Source organism: Nocardia sp. NPDC051052 (genome assembly GCF_044456045.1).
Classification (GTDB): domain Bacteria; phylum Actinomycetota; class Actinomycetes; order Mycobacteriales; family Mycobacteriaceae; genus Nocardia.
This window is the reverse complement of record NZ_JBITFL010000002.1, coordinates 175,005-200,895: the sequence shown is the minus strand read 5'-3', so window position 1 is coordinate 200,895 and position 25,891 is coordinate 175,005. Positions and strand designations below refer to the sequence as shown.

Below are 25,891 nucleotides of genomic sequence, written 5' to 3'. Positions count from 1 at the left end.
AGGAGGCGGGATGCCCGACCAACGTTCACCCCTGCATGCCCGTGACGGCCACCCGCCCTCCTATCCGCTGACCGCGGCACAGCGGGCGATTCGGTTGCTGCAGCAGTTGGCCGGCGCCACGCCGGTGTCGAACGCGTTGTATGTAGAGCTCGCCGGTGAACTCGACACCGCGCTGCTGACCGCGTCGTTCGCGCGGGCGCTCGACGAGTTCGAGGTCAGTCGCGTGCGGGTGGTCGAGGTGGACGGACAGCCGCGGCAGGTGGTGGACGACACCGCCAATAGCTCGGTGCGGCACCTGGATTGCACCTCAGCGCCCGATCCTGTTGCCGCGGCGCTGGACTGGATGCACGGCGACTACCGCGCACCCATCGATCTGCCGCAGGGCCTGGTGGTGCTGGGCGCGATAGTGCGGGTCGCCGAGCGCCGGTGGTTCTGGTACTTGCGTGCCCATCACATCGTGCTGGACGGAATCGCCGCACTGAACATCCTCACCCGAAGCGCGCTGCTCTACACGGCTGCGCTGGACAACAAGGAGCCTGGGGGACAAGCGATTCGATCGCTCGGCGAGATCGTCGCCGCGGACGAGCAGTATCGTGCCTCGCAACGCTTCGACGACGATCGGGTGTTCTGGTCGAAGTATGTGGCAGAGCTCCCCGAGCCGGTGACCCTTACCGATCGGGTCGCGCTCGCCGAAGAGCACCCCCTCTCGGTGAGCGCTGTGCTGTCCACCGAAACCGACACCGCGCTCCGTACCGCCGTCACGACCCGATCGGTCGGACCGGCCGTATTCATCCTCGCCGCGTTCGGTTTGTACCTGGCGCGGATGACCGGCTCCGACGATGTGGTGCTGAGCTTGCCGGTGTCCGCGCGGGTGACGGCGGCGATGAGCCGCTCCGGCGGGATGACCGCCAACATTGTGCCGTTCCGAATCACCGTCACCCCTGACCGCACCCTCGGGTCGCTCCTCGCGGCGACACAGCGCACGCTGATGGATGTCCTTCGCGCACAACGCTACCGGCACGAGGACATGCTCGAAGACGCGGACTCGGTGGCCGCCCGCCATCTTCCGCAGGCGGCGGGGCCGATGATCGACCTGATGATCCTCGATACGAAGATCGTCCTCGGCGACATCACCGGCCAGTTGCGGGTATTGACCCCGGGTTTGGTGCCGGACCTTTCGGTGAACGTCTATCCGGCCGTCGGCGGCGAGAGCACCCGGGTCGATTTCTTTGCCAACCCCAGCGCGTACACATCCGACCAGGTCGCCTACCACCACCGGCGGTTCGCACGGTTCCTCGACAGCTTCTTGCGAAGCGTGATCACGGACACCGGGATCTCGGTGCGCTCCGTGGAATTGCTCGAGCCCGACGAGCAGCGGTTGCTGCGGGAGTCGGGTGCCGGTGGTTCGGGGCCCGCGCAGGTCACGTTGCCCGACATGCTGTCTCGGGCCGCGGCGGCGCACGCGGATCGACTCGCACTGCGCGACGCCGGGCACACGTGGACGTACCGAGAGCTGGATGAGTGGTCGAATCGGTGCGCGCGAACATTGATCGACTGCGGTGCCGGGCCGGAAACCACGGTGGCGGTGGCGATTCCGCGCTCGGCGGCATGGGTGCGTGCGGTATGGGCGATCGCCAAGACCGGCGCCGCGTTCGTGGCCGTGGATCCCGCCCATCCGGTCGAACGAAACCGGTTCATCCTCGCCGATTGCCCGGCGGCGATCCTGCTCACCTGCGGCGAAACTGTTTCGGAGACAATCGGATCAGACGGGGTCCGGGTGGTCGATATCGACCGGCTCGACCTGGGTGAGTGCAGCGCTGCCCCGATCGCGCAGGCGGAGCGACGCGGTGCGGTGCGGATCGGCAACACCGCCTACATCGTGTACACCTCGGGTTCGACAGGCACGCCGAAAGGTGTTGCGGTCACCCATGCGGGACTGACCGGAGTCTCGGACACCCTCGGCCGACAGTATCGGCTCGACAGTGACTCTCGGGTATTGGCCGTTGCCGCCCGCACTTTCGACGCGGCAGTGTTCGAGCTGTTGTCGGTGGTACCGGTCGGTGCGGCGCTGATCGTCGCTCCCAGTGATGTTTTCGCCGGTGCGCCGCTGTCGGAGTTGCTGCGTGCCGAGGGTGTGACACATGCGTGTTTGACTCCGGCCGTCGCGGCCACGCTCGATGCGACGCAACTCGATGATTTGCGTGTACTCATGGTGGCAGGCGACGCGTGCCCGCCCGCGTTGGCGCGGCAATGGTCGGGGAGCGACGCCGCCGGTGATCGCCTGTTGTACAACCTGTACGGCCCGAGCGAGACCACGATCTGGGTCACCAGCGCGGCGCTGCGTCCAGGCGACGCGGTGTCGCTGGGCGCGCCGATACCGGGAGTCCGGCTTGCGGTGCTGGACGCGTGGCTGCGGCCGACGCCACCCGGGGTGGCGGGGGAGTTGTATGTGGCCGGTCCCGGCGTGGCCCGCGGTTACCTCGGCCGGATCGCGTTGAGCGCGGCAGCGTTCGTGGCCGACCCGTACGGTCCGGCGGGTGCGCGGATGTACCGCACCGGAGACGTGGTGCGCTGGGAGCTGAGCGGTACCGACGGCGCGGCACTGATTTTCGTCGGCCGCGCCGACGCCCAGATCAAGATTCGCGGCCAGCGCCTCGAACTCGGCGAGATCGAGGCCGCGCTGACCGGTCTGGACGAGGTGCGGCACGCCATCGTCACCACCGTCGGCGGACAGGTGGGCGATACCGAAACAGCGTGGGTGGCGGCCTATCTCACCGCGACACCGGGACGGGCCATCGATGTCGGCACGGTCCGGCAGGCGCTGGCGCGACGGCTGCCGCCATACATGGTTCCCGAGACCATCACGGTTCTCGACGCACTGCCGATGACCTCGAGCGGAAAGGTGGATCGCCGCGCGTTGCCGACGCCGCGGCGACTGGCCGCGACTTACCGTGCGCCATCGTCACCCTTCGAGGAGATTGTCGCCACCGCATTCGCGGAGGCGCTCGGGGTGGACCGCGTCGGTGTCGACGACGATTTCTTCGCGCGCGGCGGGCATTCGATCTCGGCGACCCGGGTCGCGGCGCGACTGGCGGAGGTGACCGGCCGTGCGGTTGGCGTGCGGGACATCTTCGACGCGCCCACTGCCGCCGCAATGGCTCGGGTGCTCACCGTACGCGAGACCGGTCCGGTGCGGTTGAAGCTGGTTGCAGCCCCGCGGCCGGCGCGAATTCCGTTGTCGTTCGCTCAGTTACGCATGTGGTTCATCAACCGGTTCGAGCCCGCATCGCCGACCTACAACATCCCGTTGGTATTCCGTCTGGTCGGCTCGCTGGATACCGAGGCATTGACCGCGGCGCTCGGTGCGGTGGTCGAGCGCCATGAAGCGCTGCGGACCCGCTATCCCGAGCTGGACGGGGTGCCATGTCAGGAGGTGGTGGCGAGCGCTCCGGTGCTCGAGGTGACCGCGGTCGATCCGGGCGGGTTGACCGATGCGGTCGCGCAGCGGGTTCGACGCGGATTCGACCTACGGGTCGATATGCCGCTGCGCGCCACCGTGTTTCGGTGCGGAGAGTCCGAGCATGTCATGGTGTTGGTAGTGCATCACATCGCCGCGGACGGCTTGTCGATGGCGCCGTTGCTGCGAGACCTGTCGACGGCCTATGCGGCACGGCGGGCGGGACAAGAGCCGGGTTGGAGCCCGCTGCCGGTGCAATACCCGGATTACGCATTGTGGCAACGCGAACTCCTGGATTCGGAGTCCGCCGCTGAGAGTGCGCTCGCGGCGCAATACCGTTACTGGGAAGGAGAATTGGCCGACGCGCCGCAACCGGTAGCGTTGCCGACCGATCGGCCGCGCCCGCCGGTGGTGAGCAACCGCGGTGACGTCGTCGAATTCATCGTCGACGCACCGCTGCGCGAGGCGCTGTCTCGGCTCGCTCGTGAGCGCAGGGTCAGCGCGTCGATGGTGTTGCAGGCGGCGCTCGCGGTGCTGTTGTCGCGGCTCGGTGCCGGAGCGGATGTCTCGATCGGCGGTCCGGTTGCCGGGCGTACCGAGGAGACGCTGCGGGAGTTGGTCGGGTTTTTCGTCAATACGTGGGTGTTGCGGGTGGATCTGTCCGGTAACCCTCGTTTCGAGGAGGTGCTCGACCAGGTCCGTCGTAAGGCGTTGACCGCCTACGAGAATCAGGACGCGCCTTTCGAGCGGCTGGTGGAACTGATCAATCCAGCCAGGTCGACGGCCTACAACCCGCTGTTCCAGGTATCGCTCGAGATGCAGAACGATGGCCTGCCCGCACTCGAACTGCCCGACCTGGTTGCCGAATTCCTTTCTTTCTCCACCGGAAGCGCCAAGGTCGACCTGCATTTCGACCTGCTCGAAATCCCGGGCAGCGCAGCAACTCCCGCAGTGCTGATCGGCCGGATCGAATACGCCACCGACCTGTTCGATCGTGCCACGGTGACCGGTATCGCCGACCGCTACCTCAGGGTGCTGCGCGCGGTGAGCGCTGACCCGTCGGAACCGATTGCCGATATCGGTCTCTTGGCCGATTACGAACGCAAACAGCTTCTGACGCAGTGGAACTCGCGGTCCGAGAGCACGGTGTCGGAGTCCACGATCGTGACGGCGTTCCGCGCGCGCGTCGAATCGGCACCGACCGCGGTCGCGCTGCGGTTCGGCGACGAGGCGCTGACCTACGCGGAATTGGCTGTGCGGGTGGATGTTTTGGCGCGGGTGTTGGTGGGTCGGGGTGTGGTGCGGGGTTCGGTGGTGGCGGTGGCGTTGCCGCGGTCGGTGGATTTGGTGACCGCGGTGTTGGCGGTTGTGGTGGCTGGTGGTGCGTATTTGCCGGTTGATCCGGAGTATCCGGCCAGCCGTATCGAGTTCATTGTGGGTGATGCTGATCCGTTGTTGCTGTTGACGACGGCCTCTGTGGGTGCGGGTTTGCCGTTGGGTGGACGGGCGTCGTTGTGCCTGGATGTTGTGGATCTCGAGGATGAGTCGGTCGGTTTGCCGGTGTTGTCGCCTGCTGATGCGGCGTATGTGATTTATACGTCGGGTTCGACGGGGCGTCCGAAGGGTGTGGTGGTCGAGCATCGCGGGGTGGTGAATATGGCGGTGTATGGGTGGCCTGGTGGTCCGGGTGAGCGGGTGTTGTTGCATTCGTCGATGGCGTTCGATGCGTCGGCGTATGAGTTGTGGCCCGCGTTGCTGGCAGGGTCGACCCTCGTCCTCGCACCGCCTGGCCGAGCGGATATCGCGGAGCTGAACCGGGCCATATCCCGGCATCGTGTCACCGCGTTGTACGTGACGACCCCGCTGTTCGAGATAGTGGCGAGCTCAGGTCCGGAACTGGCGCTCGACTCGGTATGTCGAGTCGTCACCGCGGGTGACGCGTTGCGTCCGGTCGCGGTCGCGCGTTTCCGTGACAGGTGGCCGGGGATCGGTGTGGTCAATGCCTATGGGCCGACCGAGAATACGGTGTGCGTATCGACCTATGAGATCCCCGATTCGCCGGAGTGGGCGAGTGGGGCCAGCGTGCCGATAGGCGCGCCCGTGGGGAATATGCGGGTATACGTGCTGGATTCGCGGTTGCGGCCGGTGCCGGTGGGCGTCGCGGGCGAATTGTATGTGGCCGGAGTACAACTGGCGCGTGGGTATCGGCGTCGACCGGGCCTGACCGCGGCGCGCTTCTCGGCCTGTCCGTTCGGCGCCGGTGAGCGCATGTACCGAACCGGTGACGTGGTCCGGTGGACCCGCGCCGGTGTGCTCGAATTCGTCACTCGCGCCGACGAACAGGTGAAGGTGCGCGGGTACCGGATCGAGCCCGGTGAAATCGAGATGGCGTTGACCGCACACCCGTTGGTGTCGCAGTCAGTAGTGATCGCGCGTGAGATCGATTCCGTGGATTCGATGAGCGTCATGGACAAGCGGCTGATCGGGTACGTCGTGCTCGATCGAGCGGATGCGCTGCGGCAAGAGGCCTTTCGCGCCGACGATATTCGGCGCTTCGTCGCGGATCGGCTGCCGGAGTACATGGTCCCGTCGGCGATCGTCGTACTCGACAGCCTTCCGTTGACACCTAACGGCAAGGTGGATCGTCGCGCGTTGCCCGCGCCGACCTTCGCCGTCGCGGACCATCACGCCGCGTTGACGCCGGCCGAGGAGATCGTCGTCACCGTGTTCGCCGAGGTGCTCGGGATGGAGCGCGTCGGGGTCGACGCCGATTTCTTTGCGCTGGGCGGACATTCGTTGTCCGCGATGCGGGTGGTCTCGCGGATGACCGCGGTGCTCGGTATCGAGGTGGGCGTGCGGGATGTGTTCGAGGCCCCCACTCCCGCCCGGCTGGCGCAGGCGCTTGCCGAACGCCGAGCCGACCTCGACCCGGCACGACCGGCGTTGGAGGTGCGAGAGCGTCCCGAGCGGATGCCGTTGTCGTTCGCCCAATCCCGGCTGTGGTTCATCAATCGATTCGAACTGGACTCACCGGCGTACAACATTCCGATGGTGTTGCGGTTGCGCGGGCCGTTGGATCCGGAGGCGTTGTCCGCGGCGTTGACGGATGTGGTGGCGCGGCACGAGAGCCTGCGCACCGTGTTCCCGGATGAGGACGGGGTGGCGTTCCAGCAGATCCTGTCGGTCGACCTGGCCGCGCCGAGGATCGAGACGAGTACGGTCGATCCCGGTGAGCTCGAGCCGACCCTGGCCGGTCTGGTGCGGCGCGGATTCGATGTCTCGTCGGCGACACCGTTGCGAGTCACGTTGTTGCGCACCGGGTTCAATGACCACATCGTGGTATTGGTGCTGCATCACATCGCCGCGGACGGTTGGTCGATCGCGCCGTTCGTGCGGGACCTTTCTGCCGCGTACACCGCGCGTCGACAGGGGCAGGCACCGCAGTGGGCGCCATTGCCGGTGCAATACGCCGACTTCACGCTGTGGCAGCGTGCGACGTTGGGCGCGGAGTCCGATCCGAGCAGTGTATTGGCGACTCAATTTCGTTATTGGGCAACCGAACTGGCGGACACCCCGCAGCCGATAACGCTACCGACGGACCGCCCGCGCCCGCCGATCGCCAGCAATCGCGGCGACGTGATCGAGTTCGTCTTCGAGCCTGCGCTGTGCGAGACGCTGTACCGCCTCGCACACGATCGCCAGGTGACGGTGTCGATGCTGTTGCAGTCGACGCTTGCGGTGTTGTTGTCGCAGGTCGGCGCGGGCGAGGACATCTGCATCGGCGGTCCCGTCGCGGGGCGTAACCAAGAGGCGACGCACGACTTGATCGGTTTCTTCGTCAATACGTGGGTGTTGCGGGTGGATCTTTCCGGCAACCCGCGTTTCGAGCAGGTGCTCGATCAGGTCCGCAGAAAGGCCCTGACCGCCTACGAGAATCAGGACGCGCCCTTCGAGCGGCTGGTGGAGTTGCTGCAACCGGCGCGTTCTCCCGCGTACCACTCGCTGTTTCAGGTGTCGTTCGCCTTGCAGAACAACCTGTTGCCCGATCTGCAGCTGCCGGAGCTGGATGTCGAGATAATTCCGGCGATTACCGGCACCGCAAAATTCGACCTGCACGTCGATGTGGTCGAACGGGTGAATCCTGCTGACAACGCTGCCCCCGCACTGTCGGGCCGGATCGAATACGCTACCGACCTGTTCGATCGCGATACCGTGATGGACCTCGCCGCGCGTTACCTGCGGCTGCTGGGCGCTGTCACCACAGACCCAGAAATCCGCCTCGGTCAGATAGATATTCTCGCGCCCGATGAACGCGGTCGGTTGCTGCGGACCTGGAACGACACCGCGGCGCCGCTGCCGGAGGCGACCTCCGTTGCGCGCCTGTTCGATCGACAGGTAGCGGCCACACCGGACGCAGTCGCTGTCGCACATGCCGACGGCGACCTCACCTATCGCGAATTGGCTGTGCGGGTGGATGTTTTGGCGCGGGTGTTGGTGGGTCGGGGTGTGGTGCGGGGTTCGGTGGTGGCGGTGGCGTTGCCGCGGTCGGTGGATTTGGTGACCGCGGTGTTGGCGGTTGTGGTGGCTGGTGGTGCGTATTTGCCGATTGATCCGGAGTATCCGGCTGGTCGTATCGAGTTCATTCTCGATGACGCGGATCCGTTGCTTGTGCTGACGACGGTTTCTGCGAAAGCGGAGCTGCCGTTGGGTCGGCGAGCGTCATTGTGCCTGGATGACGTTGATTGTGGTGGGGATGAATCATTGGGCGGTGGTGAGCCGTTCGGTGACGGTTTGCCGGTGTTGTCGCCTGCTGATGCGGCGTATGTGATTTATACGTCGGGTTCGACGGGGCGTCCGAAGGGTGTGGTGGTCGAGCATCGCGGGGTGGTGAATATGGCGGTGTATGGGTGGCCTGGTGGTCCGGGTGAGCGGGTGTTGTTGCATTCGTCGATGGCGTTCGATGCGTCGGCGTATGAGTTGTGGCCCGCGTTGCTGGCAGGGTCGACCCTCGTCCTCGCGCCACCCGATCGACTCGACCTTTCCGCGCTGATGCGCACGATAGCCCGTCATCGCGTCACGACAATGTTCGTGGCCACCGCGCTCTTCGAACTGCTCGCGACCGCGGGTGCCGAGCTGGACGCCGCACCGGTGCGTCAGGTCGTCACCGGTGGCGACGCCCTGAGCTCGGCCGCGGTATCGCGATTCCGGGATCGCTGGCCGGGCGTCGACGTCGCCAATGCCTATGGGCCGACCGAGAACACGGTCTGCGTGTCGACCCAAGAGATCCTCGGTTCACACCAGTGGTCTGCCGATGAACGGGTATCGATCGGCACTCCGGTGGCGAATGTGCGGGTGTTCGTGCTGGATTCGCGGTTGCGCCCGGTTCCGGTGGGCGTGGCGGGCGAATTGTATGTAGCCGGAACGCAATTGGCGCGGGGTTACGCCGGGCGGCTCGGGTTGACCGCACAGCGGTTCGTGGCGTGCCCCTTCGGCGAGGCCGAGCGGATGTACCGGACCGGCGACGTGGTGCGGTGGACCCGCGGCGGCGTCCTCGAATTCGCGGGCCGGGCCGACGATCAGGTCAAGGTGCGCGGATATCGGATCGAGCCCGGCGAGGTCGAGGCGGCATTGGTGGCGCATCCGGCGGTGTCGCGCGCGGTGGTCGTCGCCCGCGCTCTCGCCGCCGCCGACACGACCGCTGTGATCGACAAGCAGTTGGTCGCCTACGTCGTTCGCGACCGCGAAACGACGGTCGTCGCCGACAGCGACCGGGCGGCCGAGCTGGTCGGCCATTGGCGACAGGTCTACGACAACCTGTACGCGGGCAAGGAAAGCTACCTCGGCGACGGCCGTGAATTCGCCGAGCCGATGGCATTGGACGCCGATTTCGGCGGCTGGAACAGTAGTTACACCGGAGAGCCGATTCCCGTCGCACAGATGCGGGAGTGGCGGGACGCGGTCGTCGAACGGGTTCTCGCTCTGCGGCCCGCGCGGGTACTGGAAATCGGTGTCGGATCGGGATTGCTGATGTCGCGACTGGCAGCGCAGTGCGTCGAGTACTGGTGCACCGATTTCTCCGAAGCGACCATCGCGAATCTCCGATCGCGGCTGAACGAATCGGCGGTGGACTGGGCGGATCGGGTGCGTCTGCGAGTGCAGTCCGCCGACGACATCTCAGGCCTGCCGCCGGACCGATTCGATGTGGTGGTGCTGAACTCGGTCGCACAGTACTTCCCGAACGCCGCCTACCTGATGGACGTGATCGACAAGGCAGTGGGGCTGTTGCTGCCCGGCGGTGCCATGTTCATCGGCGACGTCCGCAACCTGACCTTGCTGCGGGAGTTCGCGATCGGCACGCAGCTGCTCGGCGGCGGGGACGCGGACACCGTAGCGGCGGTACGGGAGCGCGCGCGGCGCGCGCTGACGGCCGAACAGGAATTGCTGATCGCCCCCGAGTTCTTCCTCGCGTTGCGGGACAAGGTCTCCGGCGTGGCAGCGGTGGCTATCGAGTTGAAGTACGCGCCGGTCGACAACGAGTTGACTCGATATCGCTACGACGTGGTCCTGCACAAGGCCCCCGCGCGGGTTCGGTCGCTTGCCGGACTGCCACAGCGTCCCTGGTCCGAATTCGGTGACCTGCGAGGACTGCGCACGCAGCTGGTCGCCGAACGGCCCGACAGCCTGCGAATCATCGGAATACCGCAGGCCGGAACGATTCGGGACGTTACGGCCACCCGAAGTGTCGATGCCGCTCCCGAGCACGTGCGGGTGGCCGATCTCGACCTGGGCGGCACCACAACGACGGCGCTGCCGCACGAGATCCGGGCGGTCGGTGCGGAATTGGGCTTTACTGTCGCTGTCACCTGGGCGCCGCAGGCAGGCCGGATGGACGCGGTCCTCGTCCGCGACGCCGACGAGACCACGGTGTTCGACGATATCTATCTGAGCGCGGGTTCGCTGGGCGCCTACGTGAACGATCCCGGTATTGCCGACCTGGTCGCCGAGATCCGGCAGTTCACGGCAGATCGGTTGCCGGAGTTCATGATTCCGGCCGCCATAGTCATCCTCGACGAGCTGCCGCTGATGCCCAACGGCAAGGTAGACCGTCGCGCCCTGCCTGCCCCGCAGCTGATCACCTCGACCTATCGGGCTCCGTCGACACCGTTGGAAGAGATCGTCGTCTCGGTCTTCGCGGAAGTACTGGGCGTCGACCGGGTCGGTGCCGACGACAATTTCTTCGAGTTGGGCGGGCATTCCCTGTCGGCGACGCGGGTGGCGTCACGCGTGGCGACGGCCACGGGCATCGCGGTCGAAGTGCGCGACGTGTTCGACGCACCCACCGCCGCCCGATTGGCCGGAGTGTTGGCCGTGCGGTCCACCGAGACCGTCGCGCAGCCGGGCGTGGTGTTGGCACCGCGCGCCCGGCCGGACCGAATCCCGTTGTCGTTCGCGCAGTCTCGTATGTGGTTCATCAACCGATTCGAACCGGACTCACCCGCGTACAACATCGCCATGGTGCTGCGTTTGCGCGGGCAACTGGATGCGGCGGCGTTGTCCGCAGCGATCGGTGATGTGGTGGCACGGCACGAGAGCCTGCGCACGATATTTCCCGACGAGAAGGGGATACCGTGCCAGCGGATCGTGCCGATCGATGGTGCGGCGACGGTCGCGCTGGAGACTGCCGACTCGACCGAGCTCCCCCACCGGGTTACCAGTATCGTGCGGCAGGGATTCGACGTGTCCGCGCGGCCGCCGTGGCGAGTTACGGTGCTGCGCAGTGGATCCGATGACCATCTGCTGGTCGTGGTGCTGCATCACATTGTCGCCGACGGGTGGTCGATAGCACCGTTGGTGCGTGATCTGTCGCTGGCCTACACCGCCCGTCGGGCGGGGCAGACGCCGCAGTGGGTGCCATTGCCCGTGCAATACGCCGACTACACGTTGTGGCAGCGCGAGGTGCTCGGCACGGAATCCGATCCGGAGAGCCTTGCCGCGCGTCAGATCACGTATTGGACAGAGCATTTGGTGGGATTGCCGGATCGATTGGAGTTGCCTGCCGATCGGCCGCGGCCGGTGGTCGCCTCGCAGCGTGGCGGCACATATTCGTTCACCCTGGATGCCGCGACGGCGGCCGGGTTGGGCGCGGTGGCGCGAACCCATCAGGTGACGGTGTTCATGGTGGTACACGCGGCGGTGGCGGTGCTGCTGTCGCGATTGTCGGGCAGCGCCGATATCGCGGTGGGTACGCCGATCGCGGGTCGCGGCGCGTCGGCGTTGGACGGGGTGATCGGCATGTTCGTCAACACCCTCGTGTTGCGAACCCGGGTCGACGCCGGCGGTTCGTTCACCGACCTGCTCGATCAGTGCCGCCGGGTGGACTTGGCCGCGTTCGCGCACGCCGACATTCCCTTCGAACGAGTCGTCGAGGCCATCGACCCACCCCGCAGCCAGGCGCATCATCCGTTGTTCCAGGTGATGCTGGCCTTCCAGAATCTCGACCTGGACCCGGCGTTGGCGCAGCTGGCAGGGCTCGAGGTCGAGCCGTTGCAGAGTCTGGATATCGGGGTCGAACGATTCGATCTCACCATTACCGTCGCCGACATTCCGGACGGCATTACCGCTGATGTACCGATCACCCTTAGCTTCGCGCTGGACCTGTTCGATCGATCGACGATCGTCGCGTTCGCTCGCCGCCTGCAGCGCACTGTGCGTGCGGTGGTGGCAGATCCGGCGATGAGCTTGCGTGCGCTGGATCTGCTCACGCCGGACGAGCGAATGGTGTTGCGCCAGTGGGGCGATGGCGGCGCGGGCCCGGAGCCGCAGCTGCTGCCCGAGATGCTCGCCGGCGCCGCAGCGGAATTCGCGGCGCGGCCCGCGGTCGTGGACGCGGGGCAGGAGTGGACGTATCGGGATCTCGACGAGTGGTCGAATCGGTGCGCGCGGGCGCTGATCGAGCAGCGGATCGGCACGGAAACCGTTGTCGCGATTGCGATTCCCCGGTCGGTGGCTTGGATGGGCGCGGTGTGGGCGGTCGCGAAGGCCGGGGCCGCCTTCGTCTCCATCGATCCGGCACAGCCGCTGGAGCGCAATCGCGGCATCCTCGCCGATTGCGCTGCTGCCATGCTGCTCACCGTCGGTAAGGAAACAGCCGGGAAATGGGAAGTGCCCGGGATCGTCGTGTGCGATCTCGACGGGTTCGACCTGTCCGCATGGAACGCCGCCCCGATCGAGGACGGTGATCGGCTCGGCCCGATCCGGCCGGACAATGCCGCGTACATCGTCTACACCTCGGGGTCCACCGGCACACCGAAAGGCGTGGCACTCACCCATGCCGGGCTCGCCGCGATCGCCACGGCACAGCACCAAGACCTTCGGACGACCACCGAGTCGCGGGTATTGGCCGTCGCCGCACGCACTTTCGATGCGGCGATCTTCGAGCTGCTGCTCGCCGTGCCCGTCGGTGCCGCGCTGATCGTCGCTCCCAGTGATGTTTTCGCCGGTCCACCGTTGACGGAGTTGATGCGTGCCGAGGATGTGACACATGCGTCTTTGACTCCGGCCGTCGCGGCCACGCTCGACGCGCGGCAGCTTGATGGTTTGCGCGTGCTCATGGCGGTCGGCGAAGCGTGTCCGCCCGCGCTGGTTCAGCAATGGTCGGGCGGCGACGTCCGGACAGTGCACAACCTGTACGGGCCCAGCGAGGCCACGATCTGGGTGACCGGCGCGAAACTGGTTGCCGAAGCACCGGTGTCGATAGGCAAGCCGATTCCCGGTATCCGTTCACTGGTATTGGATGCCTGGCTGAATGTGGTGCCGCCAGGTGTGGTCGGCGAGCTGTACGTAGCCGGTCCCGGCGTAGCACGCGGATACCTCAACCGCGTCGGCACGACCTCGGTGGCGTTCGTAGCCGATCCGTTCGGGCCTGCCGGATCCCGCATGTACCGCACCGGAGATCTGGTGCGCTGGCTGCCGGATGGCGCCGGGAGCGCGGCATTGATCGTCGTCGGCCGCGCCGATTCCCAGATCAAGATTCGCGGCCAACGCCTGGAACTCGGCGAAATCGAAACCGTACTGGCCGAACTCGACGAAGTGCTGCGCGCCGTCGTCATCCCCGTCACCGACGGTGCGACCGCGCGACTGGCCGCCTACCTCACCCCGGCTCCTGGCCAGCGCCCTGATCCGGTCGCCATCCGGGCGGCCGCGGCGCGGCGACTGCCGTCGTACATGGTCCCCGACACCGTCACTGTCCTGGACGAACTGCCGCTGACCACGAGCGGGAAAGTGGACCGGCGAGCGCTGCCGGAACCGGAGTGGGCGACCACGACGTACCGGACCCCCGCCACCGCCACCGAGCAAGTCGTCGCCGAGGTATTCGCCCAGGTCCTCGGGCTCGACCAGGTGGGGGCCGACGACGACTTCTTCGCCTTGGGCGGCGACAGCATCGTGTCGATCCAGCTGGTGGCCCGAGCGAAGGACCGCGGTGTGGTGTTCACGCCGCGGCAGGTGTTCGAGGCGCGGACGGTGGCCGGGCTGGCGCGGGTGGCCGAATCGGTGGAGCAGGCAACGGTTTTGGCAGAGTTGCCCGGCGGTGGCGTGGGCGCGCTGCCGCTGACACCGATCGCTCGGTGGATGGTGGAGCAGGGCGAGTTCCGGCGGTTGAATCAGACCCTGGTGCTTACGGCGCCGGTCGGATTGGACCGCGCGGGCTTGACGGCGATCATGACAGCGTTGATCGACCGGCACGACATGCTGCGGGCTCGGCTGTGGCACGACGGCCGAGACTGGCAGCTCGAGACGCGGCCGAGCGGGACGGTAGACGTCGAGTCGTTGGTGCGTCCGATCGTGATCGCGCCGGACGTCGATCCCGAAGGCCGCCACCATCTCGTGACAGCGGAGGTCGATGCCGCGCTGAATCGACTGGATCCGGCCAACGGCGTTGTGCTGCAAATGCTCTGGATTGTGCCCACTGACCCGGCGCGAGCGGGGCAGCTCATCGTCCTCGCGCATCACCTTGTGGTAGACGGAGTTTCGTGGCGAATCATGCTGCCCGATCTGATGTCGGCGTGGCAGCAGTATCGCGCCGACGACGCCGTGTCGATGCCATCGACGGGTACGTCGATGCGGCGCTGGGCCTACGGCATGATCGAGGAGGCACGGTCACCGCGTCGGGTGGCGGAACTGCCGCTGTGGCAACGGATCGTCGAAGGGCCGGACCCGTTACTCGGGGCGCGAACCGTCGACCCCGCTCGCGATGCAGGCACGATACGCACACGGCGCGTCCAGGTTTCGCCGGAGATCACCGAGGCATTGCTGACTCGGGTGCCCGCGGCTTTCCACGGTGACGTACAAGACGCGCTGGTAGCCGCGCTGGCCGTGGCCGTACAGCGCTGGCGGACCGGTCGCGGCGTGCGGGAGTCGTCGACACTGCTGCGGTTGGAGGCGCACGGGCGTGAAGCACAGATCCTCGCGGGTGCGGACCTGACCGCGACGGTCGGTTGGTTCACGACGGTGTATCCGGTTCGGATCCCCTTGGCGGAAATCGATCTCGATGACGCCTACGCCGGTGGGCCGGCGATCGAGACGGCGGTGAAGAGTACGAAAGAGGAGCTGCGCGCGATCCCGGACCACGGCATCGGCTATGGACTGTTGCGCTACCTCAACCCGGAGACGGCGCAGGCCTTGCCCACCGCGCCCCCCGCGCAGGTCGCCTTCAACTATCTCGGCCAACTGTCGACGAACCGATCATCGAGCGGCACAACCACTTCCGAGTTCGCCGTTACCGACGAACTCGGCGCACCGATAACCGACGAGGACCTGCACGTCCTGGCGACGGCGGTCGTCGACATCACGGCGGTGGTCACCGATGGGCGCTTGTCGGCCACCTTCGGCTACCTCGAAGCCGTGCTCGACGAGGCGGAGGTCGATGAGTTGGCCCGGTGGTGGGTCGACGCACTGCACGCCGTCGTCGCCCGGCTGCGCCAGCCGCGTGCCGGGGGGCATACTCCCTCCGACTTTCCGCTGGTGCGGGCGACACAGTCCGATATCGCGACATGGGAGGCGCGCTACCCGAGCCTGGTCGACGTATGGCCGTTGTCGCCGTTGCAAACCGGTCTCCTGTTCCACGCTCGACTGGCCGAGTCGATGGTGGACGTATACGCGGTGCAGCTCGCGATCACGCTGTCCGGCGCGATAGACGCCGACCGACTGCGCCACGCGGCCGGCGCCCTGCTGCGGCGGTATCCGAATCTGCGGGTGGCGTTCGGTACCACCGCCGAAGGTGACGGCGTGCAGATCGTGGCCGATGACGTGGTGCTGCCGTGGCGCGAGGTCGACCTGCGTGCGGAGCCCGAATCCGCGCTGGCGGAGGTGATGGAGCGGGACAAGGCCGAGCCGTTCGACATCGAGACGGCGCCGCTGATGCGTTTCACGTTGGTCGCGGTGTCCGAGGACCGGTTCACGCTGTTGCTCTCGTACCATCACGTGCTGTTCGACGGCTGGTCGATGCCGTCGCTGCTGCAGACGCTGCTGGCGGTGTACGCGACGCCGAACGGCGCGATCGCCGAGCCGGTGGGTTCGTATCGGTCCTACCTCGACTGGCTGAGCCGACAGGATCCAGCGGCTTCGCTGGGCGTCTGGCGGCAGGCGCTCGAAGGCGCCGAAGCAACGCTGTTGGCGCCGCACGCCGCGTCCGCGGCATCGACAGCGCGAATGAGCTCTGTCGCACTGGATTTCGACCACGGACTCTCCGACCGGCTGATCGCTACGGCGTCGTCGGCCGGGGTCACGGTGAACACCCTGTTCCAAGTGGCGTGGGCGATGGTCGCGGGGTATCTCACCGGGCGCGACGATGTCGTGTTCGGTGCGACGGTATCCGGACGGCCCGCGGAGCTGCCCGGCATCGAGACCGCGGTCGGCCTGTTCATCAACACCATCCCGGTGCGGGTCCGCTGCCACCCGGGCGAGCCGATCGCCGCGGTGCTGAACCGAGTGCAGGCAGAACAGTCGGCCTTGTTGGGGCATCATCACATCGGTCTGTCCGATATCCATGCCGCACTGGATGTTTCGGCCATGTTCGACACCGTCGTGGTGTTCGAGTCCTATCCCGTCGACGAGGCAGCCCTCGCAGCACAGGCCGCGGCGATCGACGGCATGAGCGTCGAGGAGCTGCGGTCGAACGATGCCGCGCACTATCCGCTCGCGTTGGTCGTCGTCAAGGGACAGCCGTTCCGAGCGCAATTGCAGTACCAGCCTGAGGTATTCGCTCGTGAGTGGGTTCAGGCCGGTGCCGATCGGCTCGCGCGGGTGCTGGATGCGATGACCATCGACTCGTCGGTCTTGGTGAAGTCGATCGATATGTTGTCCGCGGCCGAGCGGGCTCGGCTGGTGCCGGTCCGCGGCCTCCCGGCGCAGCAGCCACGACTGCTGGCGGATCTGCTCGTCGCGGGAGCCGCCCTCGATCCGGCCGCGCCTGCGGTGATATCGGATGCGGTGACGCTGAGCTTCGGTGAGCTGGACAGTTATTCGAACCGGTTGGCGCGCTTGCTGATCAGCCGCGGTATCGGACCGGGCGACGCGGTCGCGCTGGCGATGCCCCGGGGTATCGAGTTCCTCGTCGGATTGTGGGCGGTGACCAAGGCCGGCGCGGCCTTCGTGCCGGTCGACCCGCGTCATCCGCTGGACCGGGTCGTCGGCATGATCGCCGATGCCGAGGTGCGCCTTGCCTTGTCGGTGACCGACACGGTTGCCTCAGTGCCGGGCACGATCGATCGAGTGCTGCTCGACGGGCCGGATCTGCCCGCGCTCGTCGAGGAGTTTTCCGCGGCCGCGGTGATCGACGCGGTCCGGGTTCGCCCGCTCCGGCCGGGACACGCCGCTTACGTGATCTATACCTCCGGGTCGACGGGCACGCCGAAGGGTGTTGTGGTCAGCCATGAGGGCTTGGCGAACTTCACTGCCGAGCAGCGCGAGCGTTACGGCGTGGACGCGGGCGCGCGGGTATTGGCGGTATCGGCCCCGGGTTTCGACGCGGTGATGATGGAGCTGCTGATGGCGCACCCGAACGGCGCCGCGTTGGTGGTGTCACCACCGGAGATCTTCGGTGGTGCGTCCCTCGCGGAAATAATTCGGCAGCAGCATGTTTCGCATGCCTTCGTGACGACGAGTGTGCTGGCGACCATGTCGCCCGCCGGGTTGGCGTCGCTGCGGGTGCTCGTGACCGGTGGCGAGCGGGTACCCGCGGAGCTGGTGGCGGCTTGGGCGCCGGGGCGGGAGCTGTACATCGCGTACGGGCCGACCGAGACGGTCATTGTCACCACAATCAGCGATCCGATGGATCCCGCCGCGCCAGTGACCCTCGGCGGGCCGATCCGCGGCATCGAGGCGGTCGTCCTGGACGCGTCGCTGCGACCGGTGCCGGTCGGTGTGCGCGGTGAGCTGTATCTCGGTGGCATCCAGCAGGCGCGAGGCTACTCGAACCGACCGGGGCTGACCGCCGCGTCGTTCCTGGCGAATCCGTTCGGTCGCAGCGGTTCCCGGCTGTACCGAACCGGCGACCTCGTCTGCTGGAACGCGCGGGGTGATTTGGAGTTCCTGGGACGCAACGACTTCCAGGTCAAGGTTCGTGGGCAGCGGGTCGAGCTGGGTGAGATCGAGGCGGTGCTCGCCGAGCAGCCGGGGGTGACCCGAGCGATCGTGGTGCGGCACGCGACATCCGATCGACTCATCGGCTATCTCGTCGGCGCCGATCTCGACCCGCAGCGGATGCTGGCCGCCGCCAGGCATCGGCTGCCCGCGCACATGGTGCCCGATGCGTGCACGGTGCTGCCCGAGCTGCCGCTCACCGTGAGCGGCAAAGTGGATCGTGCCGCTCTGCCGGAACCGGAACAGCTCAGCCTGGCCTACCGCGCGCCGTCGACGCCGACCGAGCAGCTGGTGGCGGACGTGTTCGCGGATGTGCTCGGGCTCGACCGGGTCGGCGCGGACGACGACTTCTTTGCGCTGGGCGGGCATTCGCTGTCGGCGATGCGGGTGACGTCGCGGGTGGCCGCGGTAGCGGGTGTCCGTATCGGCGTGCGTGATGTATTCGAGGCGCCGACTCCCGCGCGGTTGGCGCGGGTATTGGCGGCCGGTGCCGGTGACTCGGCGGAGCCTGCGTTGGTGGTTCGGGAGCGACCCGAGCGGGTGCCGTTGTCTTTCGCGCAACTGCGAATGTGGTTCATCAACCGATTCCATGGAGCGTCGGGGTCGTACACCATTCCGTTGGTGTTGCGGTTGACCGGTGCGCTGGACAGCGATGCCTTGATCGCCGCGATCGACGATGTGGTGGCGCGGCACGAGAGTCTGCGCACGGTCTTCCCCGACGAGCAAGGGACGCCGTTCCAGCGGGTGCTCCCCGCCGACCAGGCCGCGGTCACCGTCGAGGTGCGGTCGGTGGACCCGGCACAGCTCGACGCTGCCGTCACCGAGTCGACTCGGCATGGGTTCGACTTGTCGACTGAGCTGCCGATGCGAGTCACGTTGCTGGACAGCGGTTCCGGTGAGCACGTGCTGGTGATGGTGATTCATCACATTGCCGCCGACGGGTGGTCGATCGCGCCGCTGGCGCGGGACTTGTCCACCGCGTACGTGGCGCGCCGGTCGGGGCAGGCCCCGGAATGGGTTCCGTTGCCGGTCCAGTACGCGGACTACACGCTGTGGCAGCGTGCGACTTTGGGTGCGGAGTCCGATCCGGAATCGACCTTGACACGTCAGCTCGCCTATTGGACAACGCATTTGGCGGGGCTGCCGGATCGGCTGGAGTTGCCCGCCGATCGGTCGCGGCCGGTGGTCGCCTCGCACGACGGCGCGAGCTATTCGTTCGTGCTGGATGCCGGATTGTTCGCCAGAATCGGCGAGCTGGCGAATGCCCATGGGGCGACGGTGTTCATGGTCTTCCACTCGTCGCTCGCGCTGCTGCTGTCTTGGTTGTCCGGCGCCGGGGACATCGCGGTCGGAACGCCGATCGCAGGGCGAGGTGCGGCGGCTTTGGACGAATTGGTCGGTATGTTCGTCAACACGTTGGTGTTGCGGACGCAGATCGACGAGGCCGGTTCGTTCACGGACTTGCTCGGTCAGGTTCGACAGGTGGATCTCGATGCCTTTGCCAACGCGGACATTCCGTTCGAGCGCGTGGTAGAAGCCATCGACCTGCCCCGGACCCAGGCACATCATCCGCTGTTCCAAGTGATGCTGGCATTCCAGAATCTCGACCTGGACCCGGCCTCCGCGCAACTGCCGGGGATTCAGGTCACGCCTATGAATCTCGGTGCCAGCGTCGAACGATTCGATCTCTCCATCACCGTCGCCGACATACCGAACCCGAACGGTGACATCCCGGTCACCATCGGTTACGCCACGGAACTGTTCGATCCAACGACCGTCGCGCAGCTGGCTCGTCGGCTGGAGCGCATCCTGCACGCTGTGGTGACCGATCCCGCTGTCGGACTGCGTGAGCTGGATGTGCTCGATTCGGGCGAACGGGAGTCGTTGCGGGAGTGGGGTGATGGCGGTGCCGGACCTGCTCCGAGCACGCTGAACGAGATGCTTTCCCGCGTGGCCGCGCACTTCCCGGACCAGCTCGCGGTTGTCGATACGCGGGACCGCCTGACCTATCGGGAGCTGGATCGTTGGTCGAATCGATGCGCGCGGATGCTGATCGAGCGCGGGGCCGGTCCGGAAACTGTAGTGGCGATTGCCCTTCCGCGCTCGACGGCCTGGGTGCGGGCGGTATGGGCGGTCGCGAAGACCGGTGCCGCCTTCGTGTCCGTCGATCCGACGCACCTGTGGGAGCGGAACCGGTTCGTCCTGACTGACGTTGCCGTGACGGTCGTGCTTGCTGATGCTGGAAGTGTTCCCGACACAACCGGATTGGACACGGCGGAGTTGAACGAGGCCGGAATTCCGGTGATCGATCCGGACCGGCTCGATCTGCTCGGATACAGCGAAGCACCGGTGACCGAGGGTGATCGACGCGGTGCTGTGCGGTCGAGCAATACCGCTTACGTCGTGTACACGTCAGGGACGACCGGTCGGCCGAAGGGTGTCGCTGTCACCAACGCGGGGTTGGCCGCTGTTACGGCGGCTCAGTGTCAGCTGTTCGGTCTGAGCGTCGATTCGCGTGTATTGGTGGTCGCCGCAAGAACTTTCGACGCGGCAGTGTTCGAATTGTTGTCGGTGGTTTCAGTCGGTGCGGCGTTGGTTGTGGCTGCCGGTGACGTTTTCGCCGGTGCGCCGTTGGCGGAGTTGATCGATGCCGAGGGTGTCACGCATGCCTGTTTGACTCCGGCTGTGGCGGCGACGTTGGCTGCCGGGCAGCTGGACGGGCTGCGGGTGCTGATGGTCGCCGGTGAAGCGTGTCCGCCTGCGCTGGTACGGCAATGGTCGGGTACCGACGCCGCAGGAGTCCGTGAGCTGTTCAACCTGTACGGGCCGAGCGAGTCCACGATTTGGGTCACCGCGGCCGAATTGCGGTCGGACGAACCGGTGTCGTTGGGTGGGCCGATTCCAGGAGTCCGGGTGGTGGTGCTGGACGCGTGGCTGCGTCCGGTACCGGCGGGCGTGGTGGGGGAGTTGTATACCGCCGGTCCCGGTGTGGCGCGCGGATATCTCGATCGGGCGGGGTTGACGGCCGGATCATTTGTCGCCGATCCCTTCGGGCCCGCCGGGTCGAGGATGTATCGCACGGGCGATCTGGTGCGGTGGATGCCGGCGGGGGAGCGTCGGACGTTGATGTTCGCCGGCCGCGCCGACCGTCAGGTCAAGATCCGCGCCCAGCGCCTCGAACTCGGCGAAATCGAAAGCGCGTTGGCCCAGCTGGACGAGGTACGGGACGCGGTGGTCAGCACGCACACCGACGAGCCGAGCGGGACAATACGATTGGCCGCCTATGTCACCGCGGCGCCCGGTTACCTGCTCGACTCCGTCTCGGTCCGGCGGGCAGTCGCGCAACGACTGCCGTCGTTCATGGTCCCCGACACCGTCACCGTGCTGGCGGACCTGCCGCTGACCTCGAGTGGCAAGGTGGACCGGCGTGCGTTGCCCGCCCCGGAGCGGGTGCTGGTGACGTATCGGGCAGCATCGACGCCGTTCGAGGAGATCGTGGTCTCGGTGTTCGCCGAGGTGCTCGGCGTGGACCCGGTCGGGGTCGACGATGATTTCTTCGCACTCGGCGGGCATTCGTTGTCGGCCACGCGGGTGGCGTCCCGGGTGGCCGCGACGACAGGCACCGCGGTGGGCGTGCGGGATGTGTTCGACGCGCCGACTGCGGCCGGGCTGGCGCGGATGCTCGCCGAACGCTCGACCGAAGACCCGGTGTGGTCGGCGTTGGTGGTCCGCGAGCGACCCGAATATCTGCCGCTGTCGTTCGCGCAGTGGCGGATGTGGTTCATCAACCGCCTCGAACCGGACTCGCCGGCCTACAACATTCCGCTCGTGCTGCGGTTGACCGGTGAGCTGGATATCGAGGCGATGATCGCTGCCATCGGTGATCTGGTGGCGCGCCACGAAACCCTGCGCACGGTGTTCCCGGACCGGGACGGGAGTCCGTATCAGCGGATCCTGCCGGTAGCCGAGGCCGCCGCGACGGTCGAGGTGCGGACCGTCGATGCGGGCGAGATCAAGGATGTGGTGCTGCCGCTGATGCGGCGCGGGTTCGATCTGTCGAGCGCGCCGCCGTTGCGGGTTACCTTGCTGGACAACGGTTCCGGCGAGTATGTGCTGGTGCTTGTCATCCATCACATCGCGGCGGATGGTTGGTCCTTGGCGCCGTTGGCGCAGGATCTGTCGCGGGCGTATGCGGCGCGGCGGGCGGGGCAGGGTCCGGAGTGGGCGCCGTTGGCGGTGCAGTACGCGGACTACACACTGTGGCAGCGTGCGGTTTTGGGGGAGGAGACCGAGCCGGAGAGCGTGTCGGCGCGTCAGATCGGGTACTGGACGGGCCAGTTGGCGGGTTTGCCTGATCGGCTGGAGTTGCCTGCCGACCGGCCCCGGCCCGCGGTAGCCTCGCAGCGCGGTGACACGTATTCGTTTGCGGTGGAAGCGGATACGGCGGCCGGGCTGCGCCGAATCGCGCGCGCACAGCACGCGACGGTGTTCATGGTGCTGCACGCGGCGTTGGCGGTGGTGCTGTCGCGGTTGTCGGGCAGTAGCGATATCGCGGTCGGTACGCCGATCGCGGGGCGAGGTGCCGCGGCGTTGGACGGGCTGGTCGGCATGTTCGTCAACACGTTGGTGTTGCGGACCCGGGTCGAGGAAGCCGCCTCGTTCGGCGATCTGCTGGATGAGTGCCGCCGGGTCGACCTGGCAGCGTTCGCGCACGCCGATATTCCGTTCGAGCGGGTGGTGGAAGCGGTGGAGCCGCCACGAACCCAGGCGCATCATCCGCTGTTTCAGGTGATGCTGGCTTCCCAGAACCTCGACTTCGATCCGGCGGGTGCGCAATTGCCGGGGATTCGTTGCACACCAATGGATCTCGGAATCGGGGTCGAACGATTCGATCTCACCGTCACCGTTTCCGACAGTCCTGATACCGACGGTGGCCTGACGGTCGGGGTGAGCTATGCCCTCGATCTTTTCGATCGGGCTACGATTGTCGCGTTGACGCGGCGGTTGCAGCGCGTCATCGATGCGGTGGTCGTGGATCCCACGGTGGGTCTGCGTGACATCGACGTGCTCGATTCGAGTGAGCGAACGTCGTTGTCGCAGTGGGGTGATGGTGGCGACGGGCCGGAGCGGGTCACCTTGGCCGAAATTCTGGGTCGAGCCGCCATCGGGCACGCGGATCGGCCCGCGGTCGTCGACGCCGGGTGTGAGTGGACGTATCGGGATCTGGATGAGTGGTCCAATCGGTGTGCGCGAGTACTGATCGAGTCGGGTGCTGGACCGGAATCCGTAGTTGCGGTGTCGATTCCACGATCTGCGGCGTGGTTGCGCGCGGTGTGGGCTGTGGCCAAGACCGGTGCCGCGTTCGCCTCCATCGATCCCACCCATCCGGTCGCGCGGAATCGGTTCATTCTCACCGATTGTGCTGCTGCCCTTGTGCTTACCAGCGGCGACGGCACGATCGGATCGGAAGCCGTCGGTTCGGACACCGCCGAGTTGGGCACTGCCGGAACTCGGGTGATCGACCTGGACCGGCTGGACCTTTCCCGGTGCAGCGCCGCGCCGGTCACTGATATCGACCGAGGTGCGACGGTGCGGTCGGCCAATACCGCCTATGTCGTCTACACCTCGGGGTCGACCGGTACGCCGAAGGGCGTGGCCGTCACCCACGCGGGATTGGCAGCCGTGGCCGTCGCCCAGTCGTCGCGCTATCAGCCGAATAGTGAATCCCGCGTATTGGCGGTCGCCGCACGAACTTTCGACGCGGCGATGTTGGAGCTGCTGATGGCGGTACCGGCCGGTGCGGCATTGGTCGTCGCTCCGAGCGATGTCTTCGCCGGAGAACCGTTGGCGGAGTTGATGCGCCGTGAGCGCGTCACGCACGGCTTCCTGTCGCCCGCGGTCGGCCTCTCGGTCGATCCCGGCGGGCTCGACGACCTGCGGGTGCTGCTGACCGGTGCCGAGGCATGTCCGCCGGAGTTGGTGCGGCGGTGGTCGGGCACGGACGCCGCGGGTGTCCGCAAGCTGTACAACCTGTACGGGCCGACCGAGTGCACGATCTGGATGGCCGGCACCCAGGTGGACGTCGGTGATCCGGTATCGGTGGGTGGTCCGATTCCGGGAGTTCGGTTGGTGGTGCTGGATTCGTCGTTGCGGCCGGTACCGCCGGGCGCGGTCGGCGAGCTGTACGCGGCCGGTCCCGGTGTGGCGCGCGGCTACCTGCATCGAGCGGGGCTGTCCGCGACGTCGTTCGTGGCCGATCCCTTCGGGCCTGCGGGGACGCGGATGTACCGCACCGGAGATCTGGTGCGGTGGCTGTCCACCGGCGGCGACGACGCGGTGTTGATGTTCGTGGGGCGCGCCGATTTCCAGGTCAAGATTCGAGGCCAACGGCTGGAGCTCGGCGAAATCGAAGCCGCGCTGGCAGGTTTGGACGAGGTACAGCAGGCGGTGGTTACCGTCCACACCCAAGGCTCCGACGTCGGTGCGCGACTGGCCGCATATGTCGCCGCCTCGTCCACTCTCGATGGGGCAGCGATCCGCCGGATGGTGGCGCAACGGTTGCCGTCGTTCATGGTCCCCGACACCGTCACCGTGCTCGACGCGTTGCCGCTGACCGCGCATGGGAAGGTCGATCGGCGTGCGCTGCCCGCGCCGGAATGGGTGCGTGCGACCTATCGGGCGCCCTCGACACCGCTCGAGGAAATCGTGGTCTCGGTGTTCTCGGAAGTGCTGGGAGTAGCGCGAGTTGGCGTCGACGACGACTTCTTCACGCTGGGCGGAACCTCGATGGTCGCCATGAAGCTGGTGTCCCAGCTTCGTGCCCGCACCCGGACGGCCGTTCCGTATCGGCTGCTCTTCGCCGATTCGACACCGGCATCACTCGCGCGGTACTTGGCGCAGCCGCAATCCGAGATGGGTGTATCACTCGGCGTGCTGTCGCCGCTGCGTTCGACGGGCGGCAAAGCGCCGTTGTTCTGCGTCCATCCAGGCGGTGGTCTCGCATGGGTGTACGGCGCCCTCGCGGGCCACCTGGACCCGGATCGACCCGTGTACGGCCTGCAAGATCCCTACATCGTCGAAAACGGTTTCCGCCTCGAATCGGTGGACGCGTACGCCGAGCGTTACGTCGAAGAGATCCTGAAAGCATTCCCCGACACCACCTTTCACCTCCTCGGTTGGTCGCTCGGCGGAAAGATCGCGCACGCCATGGCGGCACGACTGCAGCAGCTCGGCCACCCCGTCGGACTTCTCGCCCTCGTCGACACGGGTATCGCGGAGAATCTCGAACAGCTGCCCGCCACCAAGCCCGGCGACGTCCGGGCCCACCGGGCATTGGTCGAATTCCTCCGCGGCTGGCGCGAATTCCTCGGTCTGCCAGACGATCAACAGATCGACGACCCCGCCGAGCTGCTCCCGCTACTCGCCGAGCGCCTCAGCAGCGAAGGCATCCTGACCCCGCAACAGGTCGAGCGAGTGACCGAAAGCTTCATGGCACCGGTATCGCACACACCGGACTATTACGAAGGCGACGCCGTGCTGTTCGTCGCCACCCGCGAGCCGTACCGAGACCAGATCGCCGAAACCTGGCAGGGGCACATCACCGGCGCCATCCACGAGATCCCGATCGACGAATGGCACACCGGCATGATGAACCCGACAGCCGCCGCGGAAATCGGCCCGCTCCTGAACACCCTTCTCCGAGAAAGCGACTCGACGATGTGACGAGAGGTGCACCCGGTCAGCGGCGATCCATGACGATCGCCGATGGCTAGGCATCTGCTGCCCATCGCCTGG

The 25,891-nt window shown here is 66.9% G+C and carries 1 protein-coding gene; it reads left to right on the top strand.

Features of this window, described 5'->3' with window-relative positions; translation table 11 throughout:
* Nucleotides 1-10: 10 nt before the first annotated feature.
* Nucleotides 11-25,819 carry a non-ribosomal peptide synthase/polyketide synthase gene (locus ACIBCN_RS05855; RefSeq protein WP_396990351.1) on the top strand — a complete coding sequence of 8,603 codons (25,809 nt, stop codon included), beginning with the start codon at nucleotides 11-13 and terminating at the stop codon, nucleotides 25,817-25,819.
* The last annotated feature ends 72 nt before the right edge of the window (nucleotides 25,820-25,891 follow it).